17 protein-coding genes and 3 pseudogenes are annotated in these 18,052 nt (G+C 57.0%); 11 read left to right on the top strand and 9 right to left on the bottom strand.

The annotated features are described in order from the left end of the window. Nucleotides 1–478: 478 nt before the first annotated feature. Nucleotides 479–949, bottom strand: coding sequence for an Hcp family type VI secretion system effector (locus NCR98_RS31385; RefSeq protein ID WP_250528311.1), 471 nt, complete (start codon nucleotides 947–949; stop codon nucleotides 479–481). A gap of 56 nt (nucleotides 950–1,005) precedes the next feature. Here NCR98_RS31385 and NCR98_RS33420 point away from each other — a divergent pair, with 56 nt between their 5' ends. Beyond that, nucleotides 1,006–1,134: a hypothetical protein gene (locus NCR98_RS33420; RefSeq protein ID WP_284504005.1), complete on the top strand. Its 129-nt coding sequence runs from the start codon at nucleotides 1,006–1,008 to the stop codon at nucleotides 1,132–1,134. A 51-nt stretch (nucleotides 1,135–1,185) separates the two neighbouring features. Here the strand turns inward: NCR98_RS33420 and NCR98_RS31380 are convergent, their stop codons facing one another. Further along, nucleotides 1,186–1,686 carry a TniQ family protein gene (locus NCR98_RS31380; RefSeq protein WP_250528310.1) on the bottom strand — a complete coding sequence of 167 codons (501 nt, stop codon included), beginning with the start codon at nucleotides 1,684–1,686 and terminating at the stop codon, nucleotides 1,186–1,188. Between the two features lie 324 nt (nucleotides 1,687–2,010). Between NCR98_RS31380 and NCR98_RS31375 the strand changes: the two genes are divergently transcribed. From NCR98_RS31375 to NCR98_RS31365, 3 genes are all read left to right on the top strand, one after another. Next, nucleotides 2,011–3,552, top strand: a complete 1,542-nt coding sequence (locus tag NCR98_RS31375; RefSeq protein ID WP_250528309.1) for an IS3 family transposase — start codon at nucleotides 2,011–2,013, stop codon at nucleotides 3,550–3,552. A gap of 143 nt (nucleotides 3,553–3,695) precedes the next feature. Beyond that, on the top strand, nucleotides 3,696–4,187 hold the full coding sequence (locus NCR98_RS31370) for an NUDIX hydrolase (protein ID WP_250528308.1): 492 nt from the start codon (nucleotides 3,696–3,698) through the stop codon (nucleotides 4,185–4,187). 254 nt (nucleotides 4,188–4,441) lie between these two features. Next, nucleotides 4,442–4,843 carry a CPBP family glutamic-type intramembrane protease gene (locus NCR98_RS31365; RefSeq protein WP_250528307.1) on the top strand — a complete coding sequence of 134 codons (402 nt, stop codon included), beginning with the start codon at nucleotides 4,442–4,444 and terminating at the stop codon, nucleotides 4,841–4,843. A 531-nt stretch (nucleotides 4,844–5,374) separates the two neighbouring features. On the opposite strand, the gene NCR98_RS31360 is transcribed toward NCR98_RS31365, so the two are convergent. Continuing rightward, nucleotides 5,375–5,863: a hypothetical protein gene (locus tag NCR98_RS31360; RefSeq protein ID WP_250468103.1), complete on the bottom strand. Its 489-nt coding sequence runs from the start codon at nucleotides 5,861–5,863 to the stop codon at nucleotides 5,375–5,377. Nucleotides 5,864–6,474: 611 nt separating this feature from the next. Between NCR98_RS31360 and NCR98_RS31355 the strand changes: the two genes are divergently transcribed. After that, nucleotides 6,475–6,669: a CsbD family protein gene (locus NCR98_RS31355; RefSeq protein WP_250468102.1), complete on the top strand. Its 195-nt coding sequence runs from the start codon at nucleotides 6,475–6,477 to the stop codon at nucleotides 6,667–6,669. 486 nt (nucleotides 6,670–7,155) lie between these two features. Then, nucleotides 7,156–7,515: a hypothetical protein gene (locus NCR98_RS31350; RefSeq protein WP_250528306.1), complete on the top strand. Its 360-nt coding sequence runs from the start codon at nucleotides 7,156–7,158 to the stop codon at nucleotides 7,513–7,515. Nucleotides 7,516–7,622: 107 nt separating this feature from the next. Here NCR98_RS31350 and NCR98_RS31345 read toward each other — a convergent pair whose 3' ends face one another. Beyond that, entirely contained in the window at nucleotides 7,623–8,015 is a 393-nt protein-coding gene (locus tag NCR98_RS31345; protein WP_250528305.1) for a response regulator transcription factor, read from the bottom strand. A 399-nt stretch (nucleotides 8,016–8,414) separates the two neighbouring features. On the opposite strand from NCR98_RS31345, the gene NCR98_RS31340 reads away from it, so the two are divergent. The 4 genes from NCR98_RS31340 to NCR98_RS31330 all read left to right on the top strand — a co-directional run bounded on the left by NCR98_RS31340 (nucleotide 8,415) and on the right by NCR98_RS31330 (nucleotide 11,295). Then, nucleotides 8,415–8,873, top strand: a complete 459-nt coding sequence (locus NCR98_RS31340) for a hypothetical protein (RefSeq protein ID WP_250528304.1) — start codon at nucleotides 8,415–8,417, stop codon at nucleotides 8,871–8,873. Between the two features lie 23 nt (nucleotides 8,874–8,896). After that, the gene (locus NCR98_RS33570; RefSeq protein ID WP_350029542.1) at nucleotides 8,897–10,048 is read left to right on the top strand and encodes a phage integrase family protein; all 1,152 of its coding nucleotides are present in this window, start codon (nucleotides 8,897–8,899) and stop codon (nucleotides 10,046–10,048) included. Beyond that, complete coding sequence (locus NCR98_RS33565; RefSeq protein WP_350029541.1) at nucleotides 9,979–10,893, top strand: tyrosine-type recombinase/integrase; 915 nt, start codon at nucleotides 9,979–9,981, stop codon at nucleotides 10,891–10,893. Before NCR98_RS33570 ends, NCR98_RS33565 begins: the two co-directional genes overlap by 70 nt. Nucleotides 10,894–10,965: 72 nt before the next feature. After that, nucleotides 10,966–11,295 carry a hypothetical protein gene (locus tag NCR98_RS31330; protein WP_250495189.1) on the top strand — a complete coding sequence of 110 codons (330 nt, stop codon included), beginning with the start codon at nucleotides 10,966–10,968 and terminating at the stop codon, nucleotides 11,293–11,295. Nucleotides 11,296–11,527: 232 nt separating this feature from the next. On the opposite strand, the pseudogene arsH reads toward NCR98_RS31330, so the two are convergent. From arsH to NCR98_RS31305, 5 genes and pseudogenes are all read right to left on the bottom strand, one after another. After that, nucleotides 11,528–12,249: pseudogene (gene arsH / locus NCR98_RS31325) on the bottom strand (arsenical resistance protein ArsH). A gap of 30 nt (nucleotides 12,250–12,279) precedes the next feature. Then, nucleotides 12,280–12,452, bottom strand: a pseudogene (locus NCR98_RS31320) (arsenical-resistance protein); the annotation flags it as partial. 187 nt (nucleotides 12,453–12,639) lie between these two features. Further along, a pseudogene (locus NCR98_RS31315) lies at nucleotides 12,640–12,756 on the bottom strand (transposase); the annotation flags it as partial. A 155-nt stretch (nucleotides 12,757–12,911) separates the two neighbouring features. Further along, on the bottom strand, nucleotides 12,912–13,763 hold the full coding sequence (locus NCR98_RS31310; protein ID WP_250528303.1) for an IclR family transcriptional regulator: 852 nt from the start codon (nucleotides 13,761–13,763) through the stop codon (nucleotides 12,912–12,914). Nucleotides 13,764–14,136: 373 nt separating this feature from the next. Then, entirely contained in the window at nucleotides 14,137–16,005 is a 1,869-nt protein-coding gene (locus NCR98_RS31305; RefSeq protein WP_350029543.1) for a PAS domain-containing hybrid sensor histidine kinase/response regulator, read from the bottom strand. Between the two features lie 861 nt (nucleotides 16,006–16,866). Between NCR98_RS31305 and NCR98_RS31300 the strand changes: the two genes are divergently transcribed. Then, complete coding sequence (locus tag NCR98_RS31300) at nucleotides 16,867–18,015, top strand: glutathione-independent formaldehyde dehydrogenase (protein WP_250528301.1); 1,149 nt, start codon at nucleotides 16,867–16,869, stop codon at nucleotides 18,013–18,015. Nucleotides 18,016–18,052: the final 37 nt, after the last annotated feature.

The following is an 18,052-nucleotide window of genomic DNA, read 5'->3' as shown; positions in this document are numbered from 1 at the left end:
AACCGAACCATCATTTGCCATTTCCATCTCCAGATTCACGGCGCCGCGCTGGCAGTGCGGACATCGATGAAAACGCGCGTCGGGGATCGCACCGACTTGACGCGGGCCGCTGCCATTGCATGCTCGGACCGGCAGCCATCGCCTGAGCGCGGGATAACTAAAGAAATTACGTGTCGCTGATTGCGGATAACTGCGCGGGCCGGATTTGCTTGAGCCAGACCGTCGGATGCTTCGCTCGCGATTGAGCGCAAGGATCGGCCAGTCCAGGTGGGAAACTTTTCCCGAAGCTCGCAAGCCTTGCCCGGATTTGAGTGCGGCTCATTATAAACAGACGTATCTCAAAAACCCAACGCATTTTTATCAGTTCATATGCACGAAAGAATGACCGGGCAAAGCCGCATACCCCAATCGTCGAAATCTTTCGTTCGATGCCTCGAAAGCCTTTTACGACAAGGGCTTCGAAGCTTTGTCCAGCGCTTTACGCCTTGGGCGCGAGCCACGAATCTTCGGCTTCGATGCCGTCCGGCTCGTAGGAGGTGAAAGCGAGGTCTTCCATATGGCTGATCTGCCGGTTGTTCGGGTCGAGGCAGTTCGGTGTCCATGACTTCATGCTGGTCAGGATGGCGTTCTCCAGCTTCGCGGTGTAGTACTTCTCTTCCGTGCCCTTGGGCGAGATACGGTAGAACTCAAGCAGCACGGACTTGAGCTGCTCGCCGGAAGTCAGCGCCTGAAAAAGCTTCGGGCTGGATTTGTCGATTTCCTTGGCGACGGTCATCGCGCCGTGAACACGCTTGCCGGTTGGCAACCCCGTTTGCGGGCTCTTGGGGATTTCGATCACATGATCCACGGCCTGCACCAGGATCTTGCCTTCGTGGCCCTGAACTTTCGTTGCGCCTTCGATCTTTCCTTGATTTTGACCTTCGACGGTCAGATAGCACGGCATCGGCATGATTCACCTCTTCTTCGGTTGTGTGGTTGAAGCGCCTTTTTCTCCAGGTCCGGCGCATGGTTGTAGTGTCGGCGCGCGCGGTTGCGATAGGCGGCCGCGATCTCTTCGAGGTGTGGCGCACCATCATGGGCGGCAACGGTCTCGCGATGCTCGTGCTGGTGCCGAGCCTGCTCGCCTGGTGTTGAGGGGCTTTAATTCTGCTACTGGGTGCGCTAACTCTGCTAATACACCGTAGGTCAGGCGATTTGGAGCTTCTGCCGGTACTTGCTTACCAGAATAAGCAGCCGATCCATGTTTCGTGCTCGCCGCGCAATTGCTGCTGGAAACTGCTCGAGTGTTATGCCGTGCACCTCGCAGGCGGCGACGTTGGTGTCGAGCCATATCCGCTTCCAACGGGGGTCGGCTATATCAACGGGATTGAGCACAAGACATCGAAAGCAGTAGACCAGGTGCGGACGGTCTGACATCCACTTGGACGGGGTTTGGATCCGCGCAAGTCGGTGAGGGCCCAGACGGGCGAAACTTGATAGCGTGAGGAGCGCACCTTCCGATAACGGAGGAAACAGAACCCAGCCGGTATTAGCCAGAGTGGGGAATTCGCCTAGCCGATGAAACTCCCATATCTGAGCGACGCTCAGCTGATAGCGACTGGCGACACGTCCCAGCCAGCTTCCAAACGCCTCATCGGCGAAGGGGCGAGGCGAAACCGGCCACGGACGCAGGTCATTGGACCGCAACGCTGCTTACCTGTTCAAGATGATCGAGCCGTATTGCTTCGTCGCCGTTACGGATGGCGCATTCAGCGGCAGCGTTTAAGATTCGGGAGACTTCACCAGTGAGGCCGGAACTGGCAGCCAGGACGTATTGGGCGATGTCTCGCTGAGCGAGCCCGGACGGACAACGCAACGGTAGAATGCGCTCGAATGCGGACAGCAGCCTGCGAAAGGTTTCACTCTCACGCCAGCGCGGAATCTCGAACGGTGTGAAGCGGCTTGTTGATGCGCGCGCAAAACTGACCCACGGGGGTGCGGACAAAATCTTGGACTACCTGGAGGTAGTCTGTGTACTCGTACGAAGACCGCATTCGAGCAGTTCAGCTTTATCTGAAGTTGGGCAAGCGTATCAAGGCGACAATCCGACGGCTGGGCTACCCGACAAAGAATTCTCTGAAGGCGTGGCATCGCGAATACGAACAGTGCCATGATTTGAGAACCGGCTATGTTCGTGCCGCGCCGAGGTATTCGGCCGAAGATAAACAGGTTGCCGTCGATTACTATCTGAGCCATGACCGATGTGCTGCTGCTACCTTGAAGGTTTTGGGCTACCCGAGTCGTGGGACATTTGCCAAATGGATCGAAGAACTGTGCCCGGAGATCGGAAAGCGTATTGTCGGCAGAGGGGCTGGCAGCGTACCGAAATCGTGCGAGGCCAGGCAGGCGGCGGTCATTGAACTGTGCACCAGAGATGAAAGCGCAAGTATGATTGCTCAGAGAGCGGGCGTGAGCAGGCCTCTGCTATACAACTGGAAGAACCAGCTACTTGGTCGGGAGGTTCCAGCATCCATGAAGCGTCCGAAGAAGCCAGCACCGAACCTTGAGCGTGCGGAGCTGGAGCAGCAGGTCGAATCGCTTCGACGTGACATCTGCAAGCTGGAGCTCGAGCGCGATATCCTCAAGAAGGCGAACGAACTGGTAAAAAAAGGGATGGGCATCGACCCGCATCTCCTGAGCAACCGGGAAAAAACGATGCTGGTTGATGCCCTGAAACAGACCTATCCGTTGCCAGAGCTGTTATCCGCCCTGATGCTTGCCCGCAGCTCCTACTTCTACCACCGTGCACGTCTGCTTGTCGCTGACAGGCATGCTGACGCGCGTCGCGTGATTGCAGACATCTTCGAATGTAATTACCGTTGTTATGGCTATTGTCGAATTCGGGCGGCGTTGAGCAGGCAGCAGGTATTTATCTCAGAAAAAGTCGTGCGACGTTTGATGCGACAGGAAGGCTTGGCCGCTGCCACAACCAGACGACGTCGCTATGGCTCCTATCGTGGAGAAATCACTCCCGCTCCGGCGAATCTCATCAATCGTGATTTCCGTGCAGCCGCCCCGAATCAGAAATGGCTCACGGACATCACCGAATTTCAAATCCCTGCCGGCAAGGTGTATCTGTCGCCGGTAATAGACTGCTTCGACGGACTCGTTGTGAGCTGGTCGATCGGCACGCGGCCCGATGCTGAACTTGTCAATGCCATGCTGGACTCTGCCATCGAGTCGGTAGCCGACAGCGATGATCGGCCAGTGGTCCACACTGATCGCGGTGCTCACTATCGATGGCCGGGATGGCTATCCCGAATGCGCGATGCAAGACTTGTTCGCTCGATGTCACGCAAAGGATGTTCGCCGGACAACGCAGCGTGTGAGGGCTTCTTCGGGCGACTCAAGACGGAAATGTTCTATCTTCGTGATTGGCGAGCTACGACCGTTGATCAGTTTATCGAAGTCCTCGACTCCTATATCCGGTGGTACAACGCAACACGGATCAAGGTCTCGCTCGGCTCTCTTAGTCCGGTCGAATACCGGCAATGTCTCGGAATCGCGGCATAAATGAGTCCAAGAATTTAGCCGCACCCCCACTGGCAGTCGGCTAATATTGGTCCGTCGACATCCGTGCGAGGATCGCAGGCAATCGCCGACGCACTAAAATTCTGGGCCTAAATGGCCGCTCACAAATCTTTCAATTTAAAACCGTGATTTCATTCGACACCGGAAGTCATCGTTTCAATCTGCGGGCGGCCGCAGTAATATTTCAAGACGACTATGTCCTGCTGCATCAAGCCGAAGGTGACGACTTCTGGTGCCTTCCCGGGGGCCGAGTCGAGCCTGGAGAACATGCCGCACAGACTGTTATCCGCGAGATGGAAGAAGAGGTTGGCGCGTCGGTCCACATCGAGAAAACGCTCTGCATAGTTGAGAATTTCTTTGGTTATAACGGACGGCTGCACCATGAGATCGGTTTCTACATGTTCGCGCGCCTAGAGCCCGAATCGCCGTTGCTCGATCTAACGGCTTCGCATTATGGCTCGGAGGGGAACAAACGCCTTACCTTCACGTGGGTTCCTCGGCGAGGGCTGTCTGAGATAGATGTGCGGCCCGTATTTCTTCGTCAGCTGCTTCAAGCCGATTGCGCCGCCCTTGCACACGTGATCCAGCGTGAATCGCATTTTGAAGTCTCATACTGAGCGATGCTTCGCCCGGCAATTACGTCGAAGGAGGGACGGTTGATCCCGTCGCTAGTTCGAGTGCCGAGTTCGGCCATGCCCGGTCAATCGACAGGATTGCTCGATTGGATGACCGCCTTAAAGCGCCGGCATCGACCGCACATTCTGCTTAACTCAACGCAAAGCTTCTTTTGCCATCTAGCCTGGACGTCCGTCCGTAAATGCGCCTAGTCGACATACCAAGATGGGGATTGATAATTGGCGGGGCGGCTGTCATGTTTATCGGACAGATAGCGCTTATCCTTGTTGGATTTTGGGCTTGGGGACCTTCGCCTGGGCATGCAAAGCCGTTCGCGAACCACTCGTTTGCGTTTCAGCTACTTGTAACTGTCGTTGCCATGCCGTTCGTCGAGACGTTAATTGGGCAATGGCTTCCGATCCGCCTGGTAAGCGGAGTTCTTCGTCAACCGTTTTGGCTTGGTGGGCTTGCTTCAGCCATCGCATTTACCTGCCTGCATGGGTACACCGATCGCGCCGTCCTTAGCATCTTCTTGGGCGCGACGGTGCTCGCCGCCGTGTTCGTCATAGAAGCTCAGAGACTTGGCCGCCCAGAACTCAGTACTTACGTCACTCATGCACTGGCGAACGCCCTCGTGATCATGCTGCGACTCATTTAGCACGGTCAAGATTTGGCACGCGAGGCGCGAATGATTTTAATTGACAACGTTCGCGATGCCGAATGAAGTGTTTGCTCCAGCCAATCGAACGGCCGCTCACAGGATTGCCCAATGTCCCATTAGGGTCGGTTTGACTCGATCGCTTTCGGGGAGGCCGACGCACAATGCGCCGCATCGCGAACGAAGGCGAAGTGACGAAATGCAGCCGCACAGTGGATGAGCGGCGAGCGTCGGCAGCAGTCGAAGGGCGGAGGTTGGCCATCCGACAGGGCTATAAGTTAGTCGATACGGTCCCTGGACATACGTCTACTCGGGCAATCTTGACGTTCTCAAAGGCCGACTAAAAAGATGTCGGCTGCAAAGCTTTCATGCGTGTGAGATGTTGCATCAGGTCTGCATATTTCCGATAGGAAGCTAGCAAAACAGCTCTTTTCTCGATGCGCAGATGTTCAATGCGCAACGACTAGGCCTCGGTTCGCCGTCCTGACAAGCAACGCCGTTAGATGGTTGTATGATTTTTCTAGTGCGAGGTTATCGGGCATGAAGAACTAGCCGCCGAAGCGCGAACAGACCGGTGAGCGTCATCCCTGTTCCAAGCCCTCGCTCGATCTGTTCAAAGGCGCGCACAACTACGTCAAGACGCGTCTCTCTAAGCTGGCGGTCATGCTCGTTGACCACCGCTGTCGCAACTTCCATCTCATCCCTGCCCAATCTCCAGCCGCTCAAGTTTCCCGACGCGAGGACGCCAGTAAGCGCAGCCTCGGCTGAGGCAAGGCTGCACTCGTCGATCTCGCCGTGCCCGGCCGCTGCGATTAATCCCGTTAAGGCCACGGCTTGCGATAGGCAACGCAAAGTCGCTGCGTCGCCTTGCCCGACACGAGCGACTTCAAGCGCCATGCGGACCTGGATGGAAATTTGTGCGACCGAATCCGGATCGAGCGGAAGATAAAGCACCTTCTTATGCCTCGCCGCTTTTGCGACGCTACGGATCGGTTTTCGCGACTTTGATTTAGACATCATTGGGGCATTCGAGACAGGTTCGATGAGTTCGAATTTTTCAGGCGAATCAGCGGTTATCGCGATTCTATTAGCAGAATTAGTGCACCACATTAGCGGAATTAGTGGGCCTCAACAACAATTGCGTGCATCATGGCGTCACAAACCTGTGAGACTCGATAACTCGAGCGCAATAACGCGCGCGGTGCGCAGCGTGACGAATCCTTCGCAGAAACTGTTGACGCGGTCGTCTGCGCAGAATCGGAATCCGTGGCGGTCAGAATCACCTGTACTGGCCGCTTCATGTGCTGTAATCGTAACGTTCGTGTCGAAGGCACCTTTTGGTCTATTCAGCATTGACCTCGCGCGCGATCTGATTTGGATGCAAAGCTTCAGTCGTAAATTCATTCATCTATTAGCCAGATTTTTCAGCTGGCGCTTTCAAATCTAATACATGGTTTCGCCGGGCGCGTTATTGAGACGGGTGGGCCGCTTCGAAGGGAAGACTCACCTGCTTAAAGAGCTCGTACCGACGTCGCGGATACCGTCATCAAAACGTGAGATTGGAAAGTGAGAAGGCACCGTCCTTGCGTAGAGTGGATGCCCGCATGTTGCCGGCGAAAAGGAGCGATGCCATAAATGAAGACCAGGTCAAGGGAGTCGGGGAGAAGGTAAAGGGCAAGATCAACGAGGGCGTTGGCAAAATGACGAACGATCCAGCCCAGGAAGCGAAGGGCGACGCACAGCAAGCAGCAGGCGAAGTGCGCAAAGATGTAGGCGACGCCAAAGAGGATTTGAAGGACGCGGCCGACGATGCGTCAAAGCCGTAATGGATTTTCAGATGTAGGACGGATGAACGCCCGCCTCGATTTCGCGGGCGGTTTTTTCGCGGCGCTCGACAATCACGGAGCATCTTTGGCCGGAGCCTGCCGTGCTTAATGGAACGTGGACTCCGCCCGCAGTTCAAGCAACGCAATGACCAATTCAAAAGCGAGAACGCAATGAACCTTCGAACTTCGCCTGACTGCATGCGCGGCTACCCCGCAACGAAATCTGTTCAACCTTTGCAAGACGAGTTGTCGACGACGCGGTTGTTTATCGGCGTCTCGTTCAGGTTGAAGGCGACCCGTTGAGACTTGTGAAAACGAGCCGCTCAAGTTTGCAATGTTGGTGCCGTGATGCAGCGCCTCGGCTGCTGTCTCTCAGTAGTTTGGCTCGCCCTCGGTGGCGGGCCCTTCTTTTCGGTACCCCTTCCCGCGTTTTGACTGCACGAGGGATCGCACCCTCGCACCGTCCATTTTCGACAAGAAGAAAGAATGCCGTCTGAGAACGAATGCCTATTAGGCTTTCAAAAAGTGCAACATAAAAAACACCGTCGGCAAGCCCATTGCGGCCGTCACAAGCCCGATGACGATCAGAACGTCGTAGACATGCATCCGTTCCTCAAACTCCTGCTGCCGTTTAGGACCGGATCGGCGGCCAAACGGGCAGAGTTCAGCGAAATGTTCTCAACTCGCCTCTTGGGGCTCGGCCAAGAATTGGATATGAAGGGTGTCATCATCGATGTCCAGTTGGAAACCAGTCAAGCCGACCACGGGCGAAGTCGCCTCTTGCATGAATCTTACTGGGATCGTTGCGGCGCAATTCGAGGAGCACGGCAGAGATCGGCCCTCTAATTAGGGCATAGGCCTTGCATAACCCTGATTTAATGGCGGTCATTAGACACACACATATGCTCGAGCGCGCGTTGCTTTCTGCAGCGCGTCGAACCTCAATGAAAATCTTAATGACTCGACGGACGGCGCGAAAGCGATCGGATATGCTCGACTAACGTTTCAACTGAAAGGGGTTTTTCTAAAACAACGTTGGCTAAGCCTTCGGCTTGAATGCCCCTTGCGGCTGAGCAAAGAATCATCGGCAGGCCATGGGTTCGTTCGTCGGACCGCAACGCACGGCATACTGCTAGTCCGTCCATGCCGGGCATCATGTAGTCGCAGACAATGACGTCGGCTCCCCCTTGCAGGGCTTTCGCTAACCCATCACTGCCGTTTTGAGCAGTGGTGACTACCATCCCTTCAAACGAAAGCACGAGTGCCCAGATTTGCACGATGTCTGGATCGTCGTCAATAAGTAATACCGTGACCGGCCGGGTACGTGAGGATGTGAGTTGTGACATAGCAAGGCCGACTTCGTGGTTGGACTCGATAGGGGCTCGAGCAAGCCCTGTACCAAATGGCCCAGAAATGTGACGATCTGCTTCGACAGCTGGTGGCGTTATACGGCTGATTACGAAGAAGCATTGCAAGTCGTCGTGCCGTGAGCAAGTAGTGCGATCCAGGCGCCGCCTTGGGAGTTTTTCATTGCATGCCGTACATTAAAAAATCGCGTCGCTCGAGACACGGTTGATCGGCCTCGTGTTCTGTGGGTTCTGCGCGATCCTACCGTTATCGTGACTTTCAGTGAGCCGAATAGATTGTAACGATCGAATTATCTAGCCTGATAATCGGATATTATCGGGATAATGTTTCAGGAGGTAGAATTGGCTTTTCCTATTTACCTGAGGTGGTAGCGCCCCGTGGCACAAGGCAACAGCGGCTTTTCTGACCAAGAGATCGCCCGCGCGGTCCTTCAGCTCGATAACAGCGTGACGCTCTGGCGTCGTGCCGCAAGTGCGTCGCTTTCGGATTTGGCCGCCACACCGCCTCTACCCATTCGGCCAAGCGGGATCGAGCTTGCGGTGCTGACCGCACTGGCGCAAAGCTACGGTAACGCGATTGTGGAAGACCAACGGTTTTTGCCGGTGCTGGATTTTATTGCGGAATGCGGTGGCATCACGCTTGTACAACGGGCGCTGTGGGGCGAACAGTTTGAAGACCTATGGCTTGCGGGGCAATTGTGCAAGGCGCGCCTGGCATTCGAGATACTCTGCGGGACGTGGCCTGACGTGTTCATGCGGCAAGCCCATACGACCTTGACGCGACTTGGCCTGCCGGCGCTCGTGCCGCCGATGTTTCGCGATTTACCGCGCGCCTAGCGCGGGCGCGGGCGAGGGCGACGATGAGGCAGAGCGCGATGCTTGATGCTTCGAAGCCGCGCGCCCCGGAAAAGCTCACTTTTGAGCGGGGCTATACGACCAAGGACTTCACCGCGCTGCGTGCGTACGTCCAGCGTATCGCGCCGGCTGTCATCGCCCGGACTTACTACGATCCCGACGACGATCCGCATGCTGTGACCCCTGGCGCGATGGAGCGGCATCTCAACACCATGCACGATACGCTGGTGACGCTCGCGCTTGCACACGGTTCGACCGCGCTGGCCGAGCATCTGCGCGCGTCCGTTCGTCAACACGGGCACGCCAAGCTCACGGCGGTGACCTTCCGGATGGTCACGGAGGCAGCGCAACTGGCGGCGCTGCCTCCACATGCGGATCACGCCATTGGGGCGTGGTTGCGGCCGCGCATCGCCCGACGTTTGAAAGGCGAGGGCATTACCACGCTGGGCGAACTGGTCGCCTTTTGCAATCGACGCGGCGGCAGCTGGTGGCGGTCGATCCCGCGCATCGGTCCGGGTCGCGCTCGCGCGATCGTCAGTTGGCTGCGGCGTCAGCAGGCGGCGCTGCAACTGACCATCGAGACCGATGTCGATTCGGCCGAGCAGCTTGGCGTTCCGTTGGTGGCGGCTGAACTCATTGAGGTGGCGCCGGCGCGCTCTTTGGACCGAGAGAAGAAACAGACCGCGAGCCGCCTCACACTCGCGCCGCTCGAACGGTTGGCCGTGCCGCACGCGCTCTCCGGCGCCGATGGCGAAAACCGCTCGACCGCCTTCTGCTATATCCAGGCGAGTCACGATTTGGATGCGGTGCGCGCCTATCTGAATCGCTATCGCGATCAGCCCAAAACGTTGCGCGCCTACACCAAAGAACTCGAGCGCTTTTTACTGTGGGCGGTGGTGCTGCGCGGTAAGGCGTTGAGCGATCTGCGCGTGGACGACTGCGAAGCCTACAAGGACTTCCTAAAAAGCCCGATCCGCGGTTCGTGGGAGAGCGTTTTGCGCGCCACTCGCCGCGCTGGCGACCGTTTGCCGCGACCGCCAACGGCTCGGCAGTACTGTCGCCCGAATCCCAACGCTACGCGATTCGGTTGCTGCGCAGTGCCTTTGCGTGGCTGGTGGATGTGCGCTACCTCGGCGGCAATCCATGGACGGCAGTGAATGATCCGCCGGTGGTGCGTCGCGTGAATGGCATGAAGATCGACCGGGCGTTACCGATTGAACTGTGGCGACGCTTGCGCGACGAGCTCGATGTGCGATGCGACGACTCGCTCGCAGCACAGTCGCGCGAATTCGGGGCAATTGGCCAATGGCGCGCCGTGCGCGCGGCAATCCTATTGATGGGCGATTCGGGTTTGCGGCGCGAAGAGGTCGCCTCGGCGCGTCGCGAATGCCTCAGACCTTCAGCGTATGGGACGCTTATGCGGCCCGTGTGGGAACTCACGATCGTTGGCGGAGGACAGCGCGAACGCACCGTTCCCGTCAGCGCCGCGACGTTTGCTGCCCTGCGCGCGCATTGGCAAGATCGCGGCAGGATGTTCGACGGCACTCAAACCAACGGGGCACCGGCGACAATTCCGTACGGGCCGCTACTGGCACCCGTTGTGATTCCGTGGACGGATGCGTCACGCCGACGTCATCGACATGCGGGAACCAGTAATCCCCATCCCCCAACGAACAAATCATCGCCCGCTAATGAGGCAGGCTACACGGCGGACGGGCTTAACAGGCTAATCGGTCGAATGATGAAGTGCCTGGTCGAAACGATGGATACGTTGAGTCTTGATGAGCGTGTCCAACTAGGCCGCGTGAATGCACACGCGTTCCGGCATACCTTCGGAACGCAGTCGGTGGCGGATGAGTTACCTGTCGATGTTGTCCAAAAGGTGCTAGGCCACGCGTCGCTCCAGACCACGACAATCTATGTCCAAGCCGAACGACAGCGCGTGGTTGAGGAAATCGCTCGCTACTACGCGGGTGTCGATGCGCGAAAGGATGTGCCATGAGTATCCAGGCGTCCTTTACGTTCTAAGTAGACCTTGAATCGTCGCGGCGCGTTGACGTCAACATAGGAATGCATGATGAATGACCAAGAAATCAACCTCCGTGCGGGACTCGCCGCGTTCTCGGATGCGGACCGTGTGGTACCCGTTAACCTCGAACGGTTCGATCCTTTGAACTCTCATAACGACCTGATAAAAATGCTCGTGGAAACGGGCATTTCGTTCTCTCGTCCGAGCAACATGGAAGTTGCAGCCGAAGACGGCCATCAAAGCATAAAAGTAAGGATCAACGATGGCAACGTAGTTGGTGCGGCTGTACGCGCGGCTTGCGAACTTGCCGCGAGCTGGATCGACGACGATGACGTAAAGGCTTGGAAGATCGCGACGGGCCGGTTTTCACGCTGATTCTTTCTGTCAGCCAACTTCCAACGCTGGAAAAAGCACGCAATGACGGTTGAACCATTCGCGCAAAACTAAAGGGATTCGAGGTTGGCGTCCGGTTGCCTCCGAATGTTTGCCGCGAGATGGGACCGCTAGCTCGGCGTTGGGTCGGATATCGGCCACTTCCAGACACTGGCCCGGTGCTTTGTGCCGATATTGGAACGTCCGCACTGCCACTGCTTTCAGCCGCCAAGCCTTAGATATTGGCCTGATTGACTCGCTTCATCAGTTCCTCTGCGCTCTCCTTGCGTTCGCTGTACCTATCTACAAGGTACGGACCGATGTCGCGTGTCAGCAACGTGAACTTGACTAACTCTTCCATAACATCAACAACGCGGTCGAAATACGCTGAAGGCTTCATGCGGCCGGCTTCGTCGAACTCCAGGAAGGCCTTGGCCACCGAAGACTGGTTGGGAATGGTCAGCATGCGCATCCAGCGTCCGAGCACGCGCATCTGGTTGACGGCGTTGAACGACGCGATCCGCCGCTGACCTGCATCACGGCGAGCGTCTTACCCTGGGTCGGCCGCACCGCCCCGACCGAAAGCGGAATCCAGTCGATCTGCGCCTTCATGATGCCGGTCATCGCACCGTGCCGCTCCGGCGAGCACCAGACCATACCTTCCGACCACAGCACCAGCTCGCGCAGCTCGGCCACCTTGGGATGGCTGTCCGGTGCATCGTCCGGCAGCGGCAGGCCGCTCGGATTGAACGTACGCACTTCGGCATACATGGCCCTAAGCAGGCGCGCGGCTTCTTCGCTCAGGAGGCGGCTGAACGAGCGCTCGCGCAGCGAACCATAGAGCAGCAGAATGCGCGGCGGATGGGGCGACGCGTTCGCAGGCCGCAGGCGATTAATATCGGGCGGGCGAAACAGCTCGGGGTGCACCTGGGGGAGGTCAGTAGTGAGATTAGACACGTTCGCTCTCTGTGATCGTTTCCAAATTCGTCAGACGCACTCATCCCAGTCCTTAGAGCGGTGCAAACTGCGCACACGCTCCGCATGACGGGCATCTCGATCAACACTCGCACGACCGTCGCGAGCGCGGCCCCGGAGCTGAAGTCCAACAATCCGATTGCCGTGGCGACAGCCAGTTCGAAGAAGTTCAGCGCGCCAGTCAAGCCGATGGTCACGCAATGTTGCAGACTTATACATGGCCGCGTCCCGTTTGCCAAACGTCGTAAGTTCGAATAGACGCCCAAATAGCGTCTTGGTTTGAGAGCTAGGCAAGCTGCGTCCACTGATTTTTTCTGTGGGACACACCGATGTCTCAGACCGGTTAAGATTCGGCGCTTTTCGCGGTTACACGTTGCCACGTTTGCTGATCCCGCCAAGCTTGACCTTTGCCGCCGAAACCGTCTGCTGCGGTACAAGTCCTAGATAGGCGGCAAGTTCTCGTCCAGAGCGGAAGGCCTGGGCCCGTCCGATCACCGACGCTGCTCCAGTAGTTGTTAGCACTATTTACTTCCTTCACGTGATTATCAGTGCACGCGCGCGCTGATGGGAATTTCGCACGATGCGAGCACAAGGCGGCCGAACCCGTCAACGGGCCGGCCAGCCGATGCGTCAGGGTGGCGAGTCTACTCAGTGGCGTTCATCGCAATGTTCGCCGTTGCGGCGCCCGACGTGCCGGCGATCTCATGCGCGATCTGGCTCACACAGCGCAGCAGCGCGGGCGCGACTGTTTCGATGAGCGTCTCTTCGGGACACTGATGTGCCGCGCCGCTGCAATTCACGGAGTAACGCTCTCCCGAAGGTCCGATGAAGCCCGCCGCAATTGCGTTGAGGCCTAACTGCAATTCATTGCCCGAAGTCGCAAAACCATTGCGATGCGTGTCTTCGACACCGCGAAGAAGTCCCATCGCGATGTGCGGCCAGTCGTCGCCGGATGCGATCTGCAGACTACCGATGAGCGACTCGCGATCCGCCTGTGACAGCACGGACAAGTACGCGCGCCCCATGGCGGTACAGGTCAGGTCCATCGTCTCGCCCACTTCGAGACGCAAGACGAGCACGGCCGAACGCGGACGGATGGCATCGATGACCACCATTTCCAACTGGTCCCGCACCGCCAGTTGCACCGACAGACCGGTCTCCTCGGCGAGCGCGATGAGGTAGGGGCGCGCCCGAGCACGAATATCGAAATTGCGAAAAAATCCGTTGCTGAATTCCAGAACCGAGGCGGTCAGCACGAAACGCTCGCTGTCGGGCAGCCGCAGCAGCAGGCCCGTGCCGACGAGCGTCGCGGTGATGCGCGACACGGTAGGTTTGGGAATGCCAGTCCATTCGGTCAGCTCTCGGTTGCTGACAGGGGCGTCGGCGGCAGCGATACGGCGTAGAACGTCCAGACCGCGCGCAAGCGCCGTGACTTCTTCGCCCTCTTTCTCTCTCGGTTTTTCCCGGTCTGATAGCCGGCTTTTTGATATGTGCATTCTTCGGTAATCTCATCTTTGAACTTCTTCAACACCAGTTAATTGCCTGCCGAGACGGACGCCTTTAAAGTTAGATAACGTCATTCTGGTGGGCCCCGGATCAACTTAACAGCGTTTTCCCATCATCAGCTGCCTGGCGATCCCGCTGCACGTTCAGCATAAGCTGTCCCCGCTTCGGTCAAACATAACTTCGGCGTGGTTCTGTTGCAACACGCTTGCGCCCAGATGCGCTTCCAGTTTCAAATTTGCCTGGTTGCGATCATCTTGCATATTTGTAACGCGTTCGCTACCGCTGTGAAGCTGCCCGTCCGAACCACATGCGGATCACGATCTTGATCGTTTAAGGTCTGCGGCGCAGACGTTATCGAGTCTATTAACCGTTCTGGACTGTTAAAACGTTCAGCAACAAGACAATGTCGACTGGTTTCACGAGGTGGTGGTCGATCCCTGCGGCCCGCGATTTTTGTCGGTCGTCGTGCTGGCCCCAACCGGCAATGGCGATCAATGTTAATGCAGCTAACGCCTTAGTTGCACGGATACGTCGGGCAAGCTCGTAACCATCCATGTCCGGCATGCCGACGTCTAACAGGACGGCGTCAACTTGCACTGTCTTTAATGCGTCCAACGCCGCAAGCCCACCGTGTACAGTGCGCGTCTGCGCACCCAACATACTCAAAAGCAAGCCAAGGCTTTCCGCCGCATCAACGTTGTCGTCAACGATGAGAAGTCTCTTGCCCACAAGCTTATTTTGATCAAACGGGGCATTTTCCGCAGCGCACGTTTGCAGGGAGGTGGGTGCATCAATCAGGGGTAGATGCACTATCAGCTCGCTACCTTTATCCAAACCGTCGCTGCGGGCTAAGACAGTACCGCCGTGCAGTTGAACAAGGCTTCGAACCAAGGTCAATCCGATGCCAAGGCCTCCTTGCGCATGCTTGCGGAACTTCTCTTCTTGACTAAACATGTCAAAAATTCGTGGCAGCATGTTCGCGGAGATGCCAATACCGTTATCCCGTACGGAGACAATCGCATACTTATTGTCTCGTGCGGTGGTAAGTTCGATGTGGCCACCGGCGTTAGTGTACTTAGCGGCATTATTTAGCAGATTGGCGAAGATCTGTGTGAGCCGTACCGGGTCCCCATGGACGGTTAGCGGTTCAGCTGAAAATCTGACGGTAAGTCGGTGTTGACCTCTGTCGATGGCGGGTCGACTGATCTCGATAGCGTTCGAAAGGATCGCGGGTAGATGTAGCTGCTCCTTGCGCAGTTCGATCTTGCCGCTGGTGATGCGCGAAACCTCGAGTAAGTCATCAACTAGCCGGACAATGTGAGCCATCTGGCGATTGAACATACGATGAACGTGCGAACGCGTTTCGGCATCAAGCGTATGTTCTAGAATGTTTAAGCCAGTTCGTATCGGCGCCAACGGGTTTCGAAGCTCGTGGGCGAGCACAGCAAGGAACTCGTTCTTCCGATGATCCGCTTCCTTCAGCGCTTGCTCGGCATCCTTTAAGTCGCTGATGTCTTGTACCACCGAGCAGGTCCCAACCAAATTTTGAGCTTCATCACGCAGCGGAGCCGCACTTACTCGCATCCAAATACGATGTCCTGGGACGCCAAGATAAAGCATCTCCTGGCCGGGTGTCACTGTCTCACCACGCAGCGCTCGTGCGCCAGGCCACTCGTGCGGTGGTATTGGGTCTCCATAGGCGTCCCATGCCTGCCAAAGTGTCGCCCGCTCCGGAAGCGTTGATGGGACGGCCGTCGGTATGTATTTTCGCATCAGCGCATTGCTGAGGATCCATCTTCCGGTTGCGTCGGTGAGGCCAACGCCCGCGGGCAATTGGTCAATAATGGCCTGCAGCCGGTCTTCGTCCAGACGCCGCGCAGCTTTCACCGCCTTCTGATCATGCGCGATGCGCTGTCGGGCCAGGACGATTTCCGTGGTTTCATTGAAGATGCACAAGGCCCCGGCTACCTCCCCGTCGCTATCATAGATAGGGCTGCAAGAAACCGCGAAATATATTTGCTCGCCTGTTGAGCCGCGAGTGAAAGGAAGCTCATCGTCGCGTGAGCGGACGAGGCTGCGCTGCCTAAGAGTCGCGTGGATAACCGGTAAGACAGTATCCCGACAGCTAGTCCAGACATTTGCCGAGAGTGTTCCTACGAGAACGGCGGCTTCCATTCCGAGACATTCGCATAGTTCCCGGTTGGGTATAACGGTCAGGTCCTCGCCCCACATCACACAAGCTGGAAAGGAACAACTGAGACAGCTTGCGACCGCCCCTTGTAAGCAAGCATCCCATTGCCCTATTGGACCCACAGAAGTTTGGGCCCAGTCAATGCCACGCAGGTGTTGCGCTACGCGGCACTCTTTACCTAACCAGATGGGCAAGGCCATGGCTAAAGAAGTCGGTGTTGGATGATTCAGGTTAACACGGATCAGAAACCAGCCATTGCCTTCGCGAAAAGCCGCGCGCTTCGACATACAAGCCAACGACTCTGATACATGGCCTGACTCGCAATTGATGGAGAAATCGAAAGCATGCGAGTGCCTATATGTGGGCATCCATCGAAGCTTAGACGTATGAAATCGCACCTTAACGAGACGGAAAGATAAGGACTGCGGAAATGATTCGCATACGGACGCTGCCACAGTCCGTGCCTTGGTATTGTTTCGCGTTGCCGTTTAATTTCAATCTTCAGGCGTACTTCCGCTTCTGTGCTTGGCGAAGGCAGTTGCGCTTACTCGACAGAGAAGGAAAAGCCTTCAGCATGAACATCTGCCAACATCAAACGTCTTCCTAAAGGCACCCTGTGTTCCTTAACGACTTAAATCAGCATAGCGTCAGATCCAGCGAAACGGACGCAGCCTTCACCGCTTGTCGCATCAAGTTTCCATGAAGGTTTGCAACCAGCGCGGGAGTCGAATAGACAATTTCAACCGGAGGATGTAGAAGTTTTGTCCTATCCTCGTCTAAAGAACATACGGTTCTAGGGGCGAGCTGCCTGAACGGCAGGACACCGGCGCGTCAGCGGCGGCTATCGCCGCATCGCGTTCACCGCCGCTAGCGTTTGCTGGCGAAACTATAGGAGCTGGGTCATGAAAGCTGTTGTCTATCGCGGTCCTCAACAAGTGGCAGTAGAAGACGTGCCAGAGCCTAAGATCGAGCGTCCCACCGACGCCATCGTCAAAATCACAAGCACCAACATCTGTGGCTCTGATCTTCACATGTACGAGGGCCGGACCGACTTCGAACAGGGCCGAATATTTGGTCACGAGAACCTGGGCGTGGTGCTGGAAGTGGGACCGGCGGTCGAGCGCCTCAAGCCTGGCGACTGGGTCTGCCTTCCGTTCAATATCAGTTGCGGACACTGCAAGAACTGCGAGCGCGGACTTACCGCCTTTTGTCTGAGTGCAAACCAACCCGGCATTGCCGGCGGTGCTTTTGGCTTTGCGGACATGGGGCCGTGGCAAGGTGGACAGGCCGAGTATCTGCGAGTGCCTTGGGCGGACTTCATGGCCTTGAAGCTTCCGCCGGACGCGCAGGAGAAGCAAGTTGACTATGTGATGTGTGCGGACATCTTCCCGACCGGCTGGCACGCAACTGAACTAGCCGGGATGCGGCCCGGCGACGCTGTGGTCATCTATGGCTCGGGACCTGTTGGGCTGATGGCGGCCCATTCGGCAATGATCAAGGGCGCCTGCAGCGTGATGGTGGTCGACTGCCATCCCGACCGACTGAAGCTAGCCGAATCAATCGGCGCAATCGCGATCGACTACTCGAAAGACGACCCGGTGCAGCGGGTGATGGACCTGACGCACGGAATGGGCGCGGACGTGGGATGCGAATGCGTCGGCTACCAGTGCCACGATCCCGCGCCAAAGCGCAAGGAGCGACCCAATCTCACCATGAACAATCTGGTCTCGTCGGTGAAGTTCACCGGTGGGATTGGCGTCGTGGGCGTGTTCGTGCCGGAAGACCCACACGCACAGGACGAACTGGAAAAAAAGGGGAAGATTGCGTTCGACTGGGGCAAGTGCTGGTTCAAAGGTCAGCACATCGCCACCGGTCAATGCAACGTCAAGGCCTACAACCGCCAGTTGCGGGACCTGATTTACGCGGGTCGAGCGAAACCTTCGTTTATTGTTTCGCACGAGCTGGGGCTGGACGAAGCACCTGAGGCCTACGCCAACTTTGACGTGCGCAACCACGGCTGGACCAAAGTGGTCCTTCACCCCGGTACGTAACAGAGCAGCCGGCGGGACACGACACATTCCGTCCATA

The sequence above is a fragment of the Caballeronia sp. GAWG2-1 genome (genome assembly GCF_023631405.1).
GTDB lineage: Bacteria > Pseudomonadota > Gammaproteobacteria > Burkholderiales > Burkholderiaceae > Caballeronia.
This window is presented reverse-complemented; position numbering and strand designations above follow the sequence as displayed.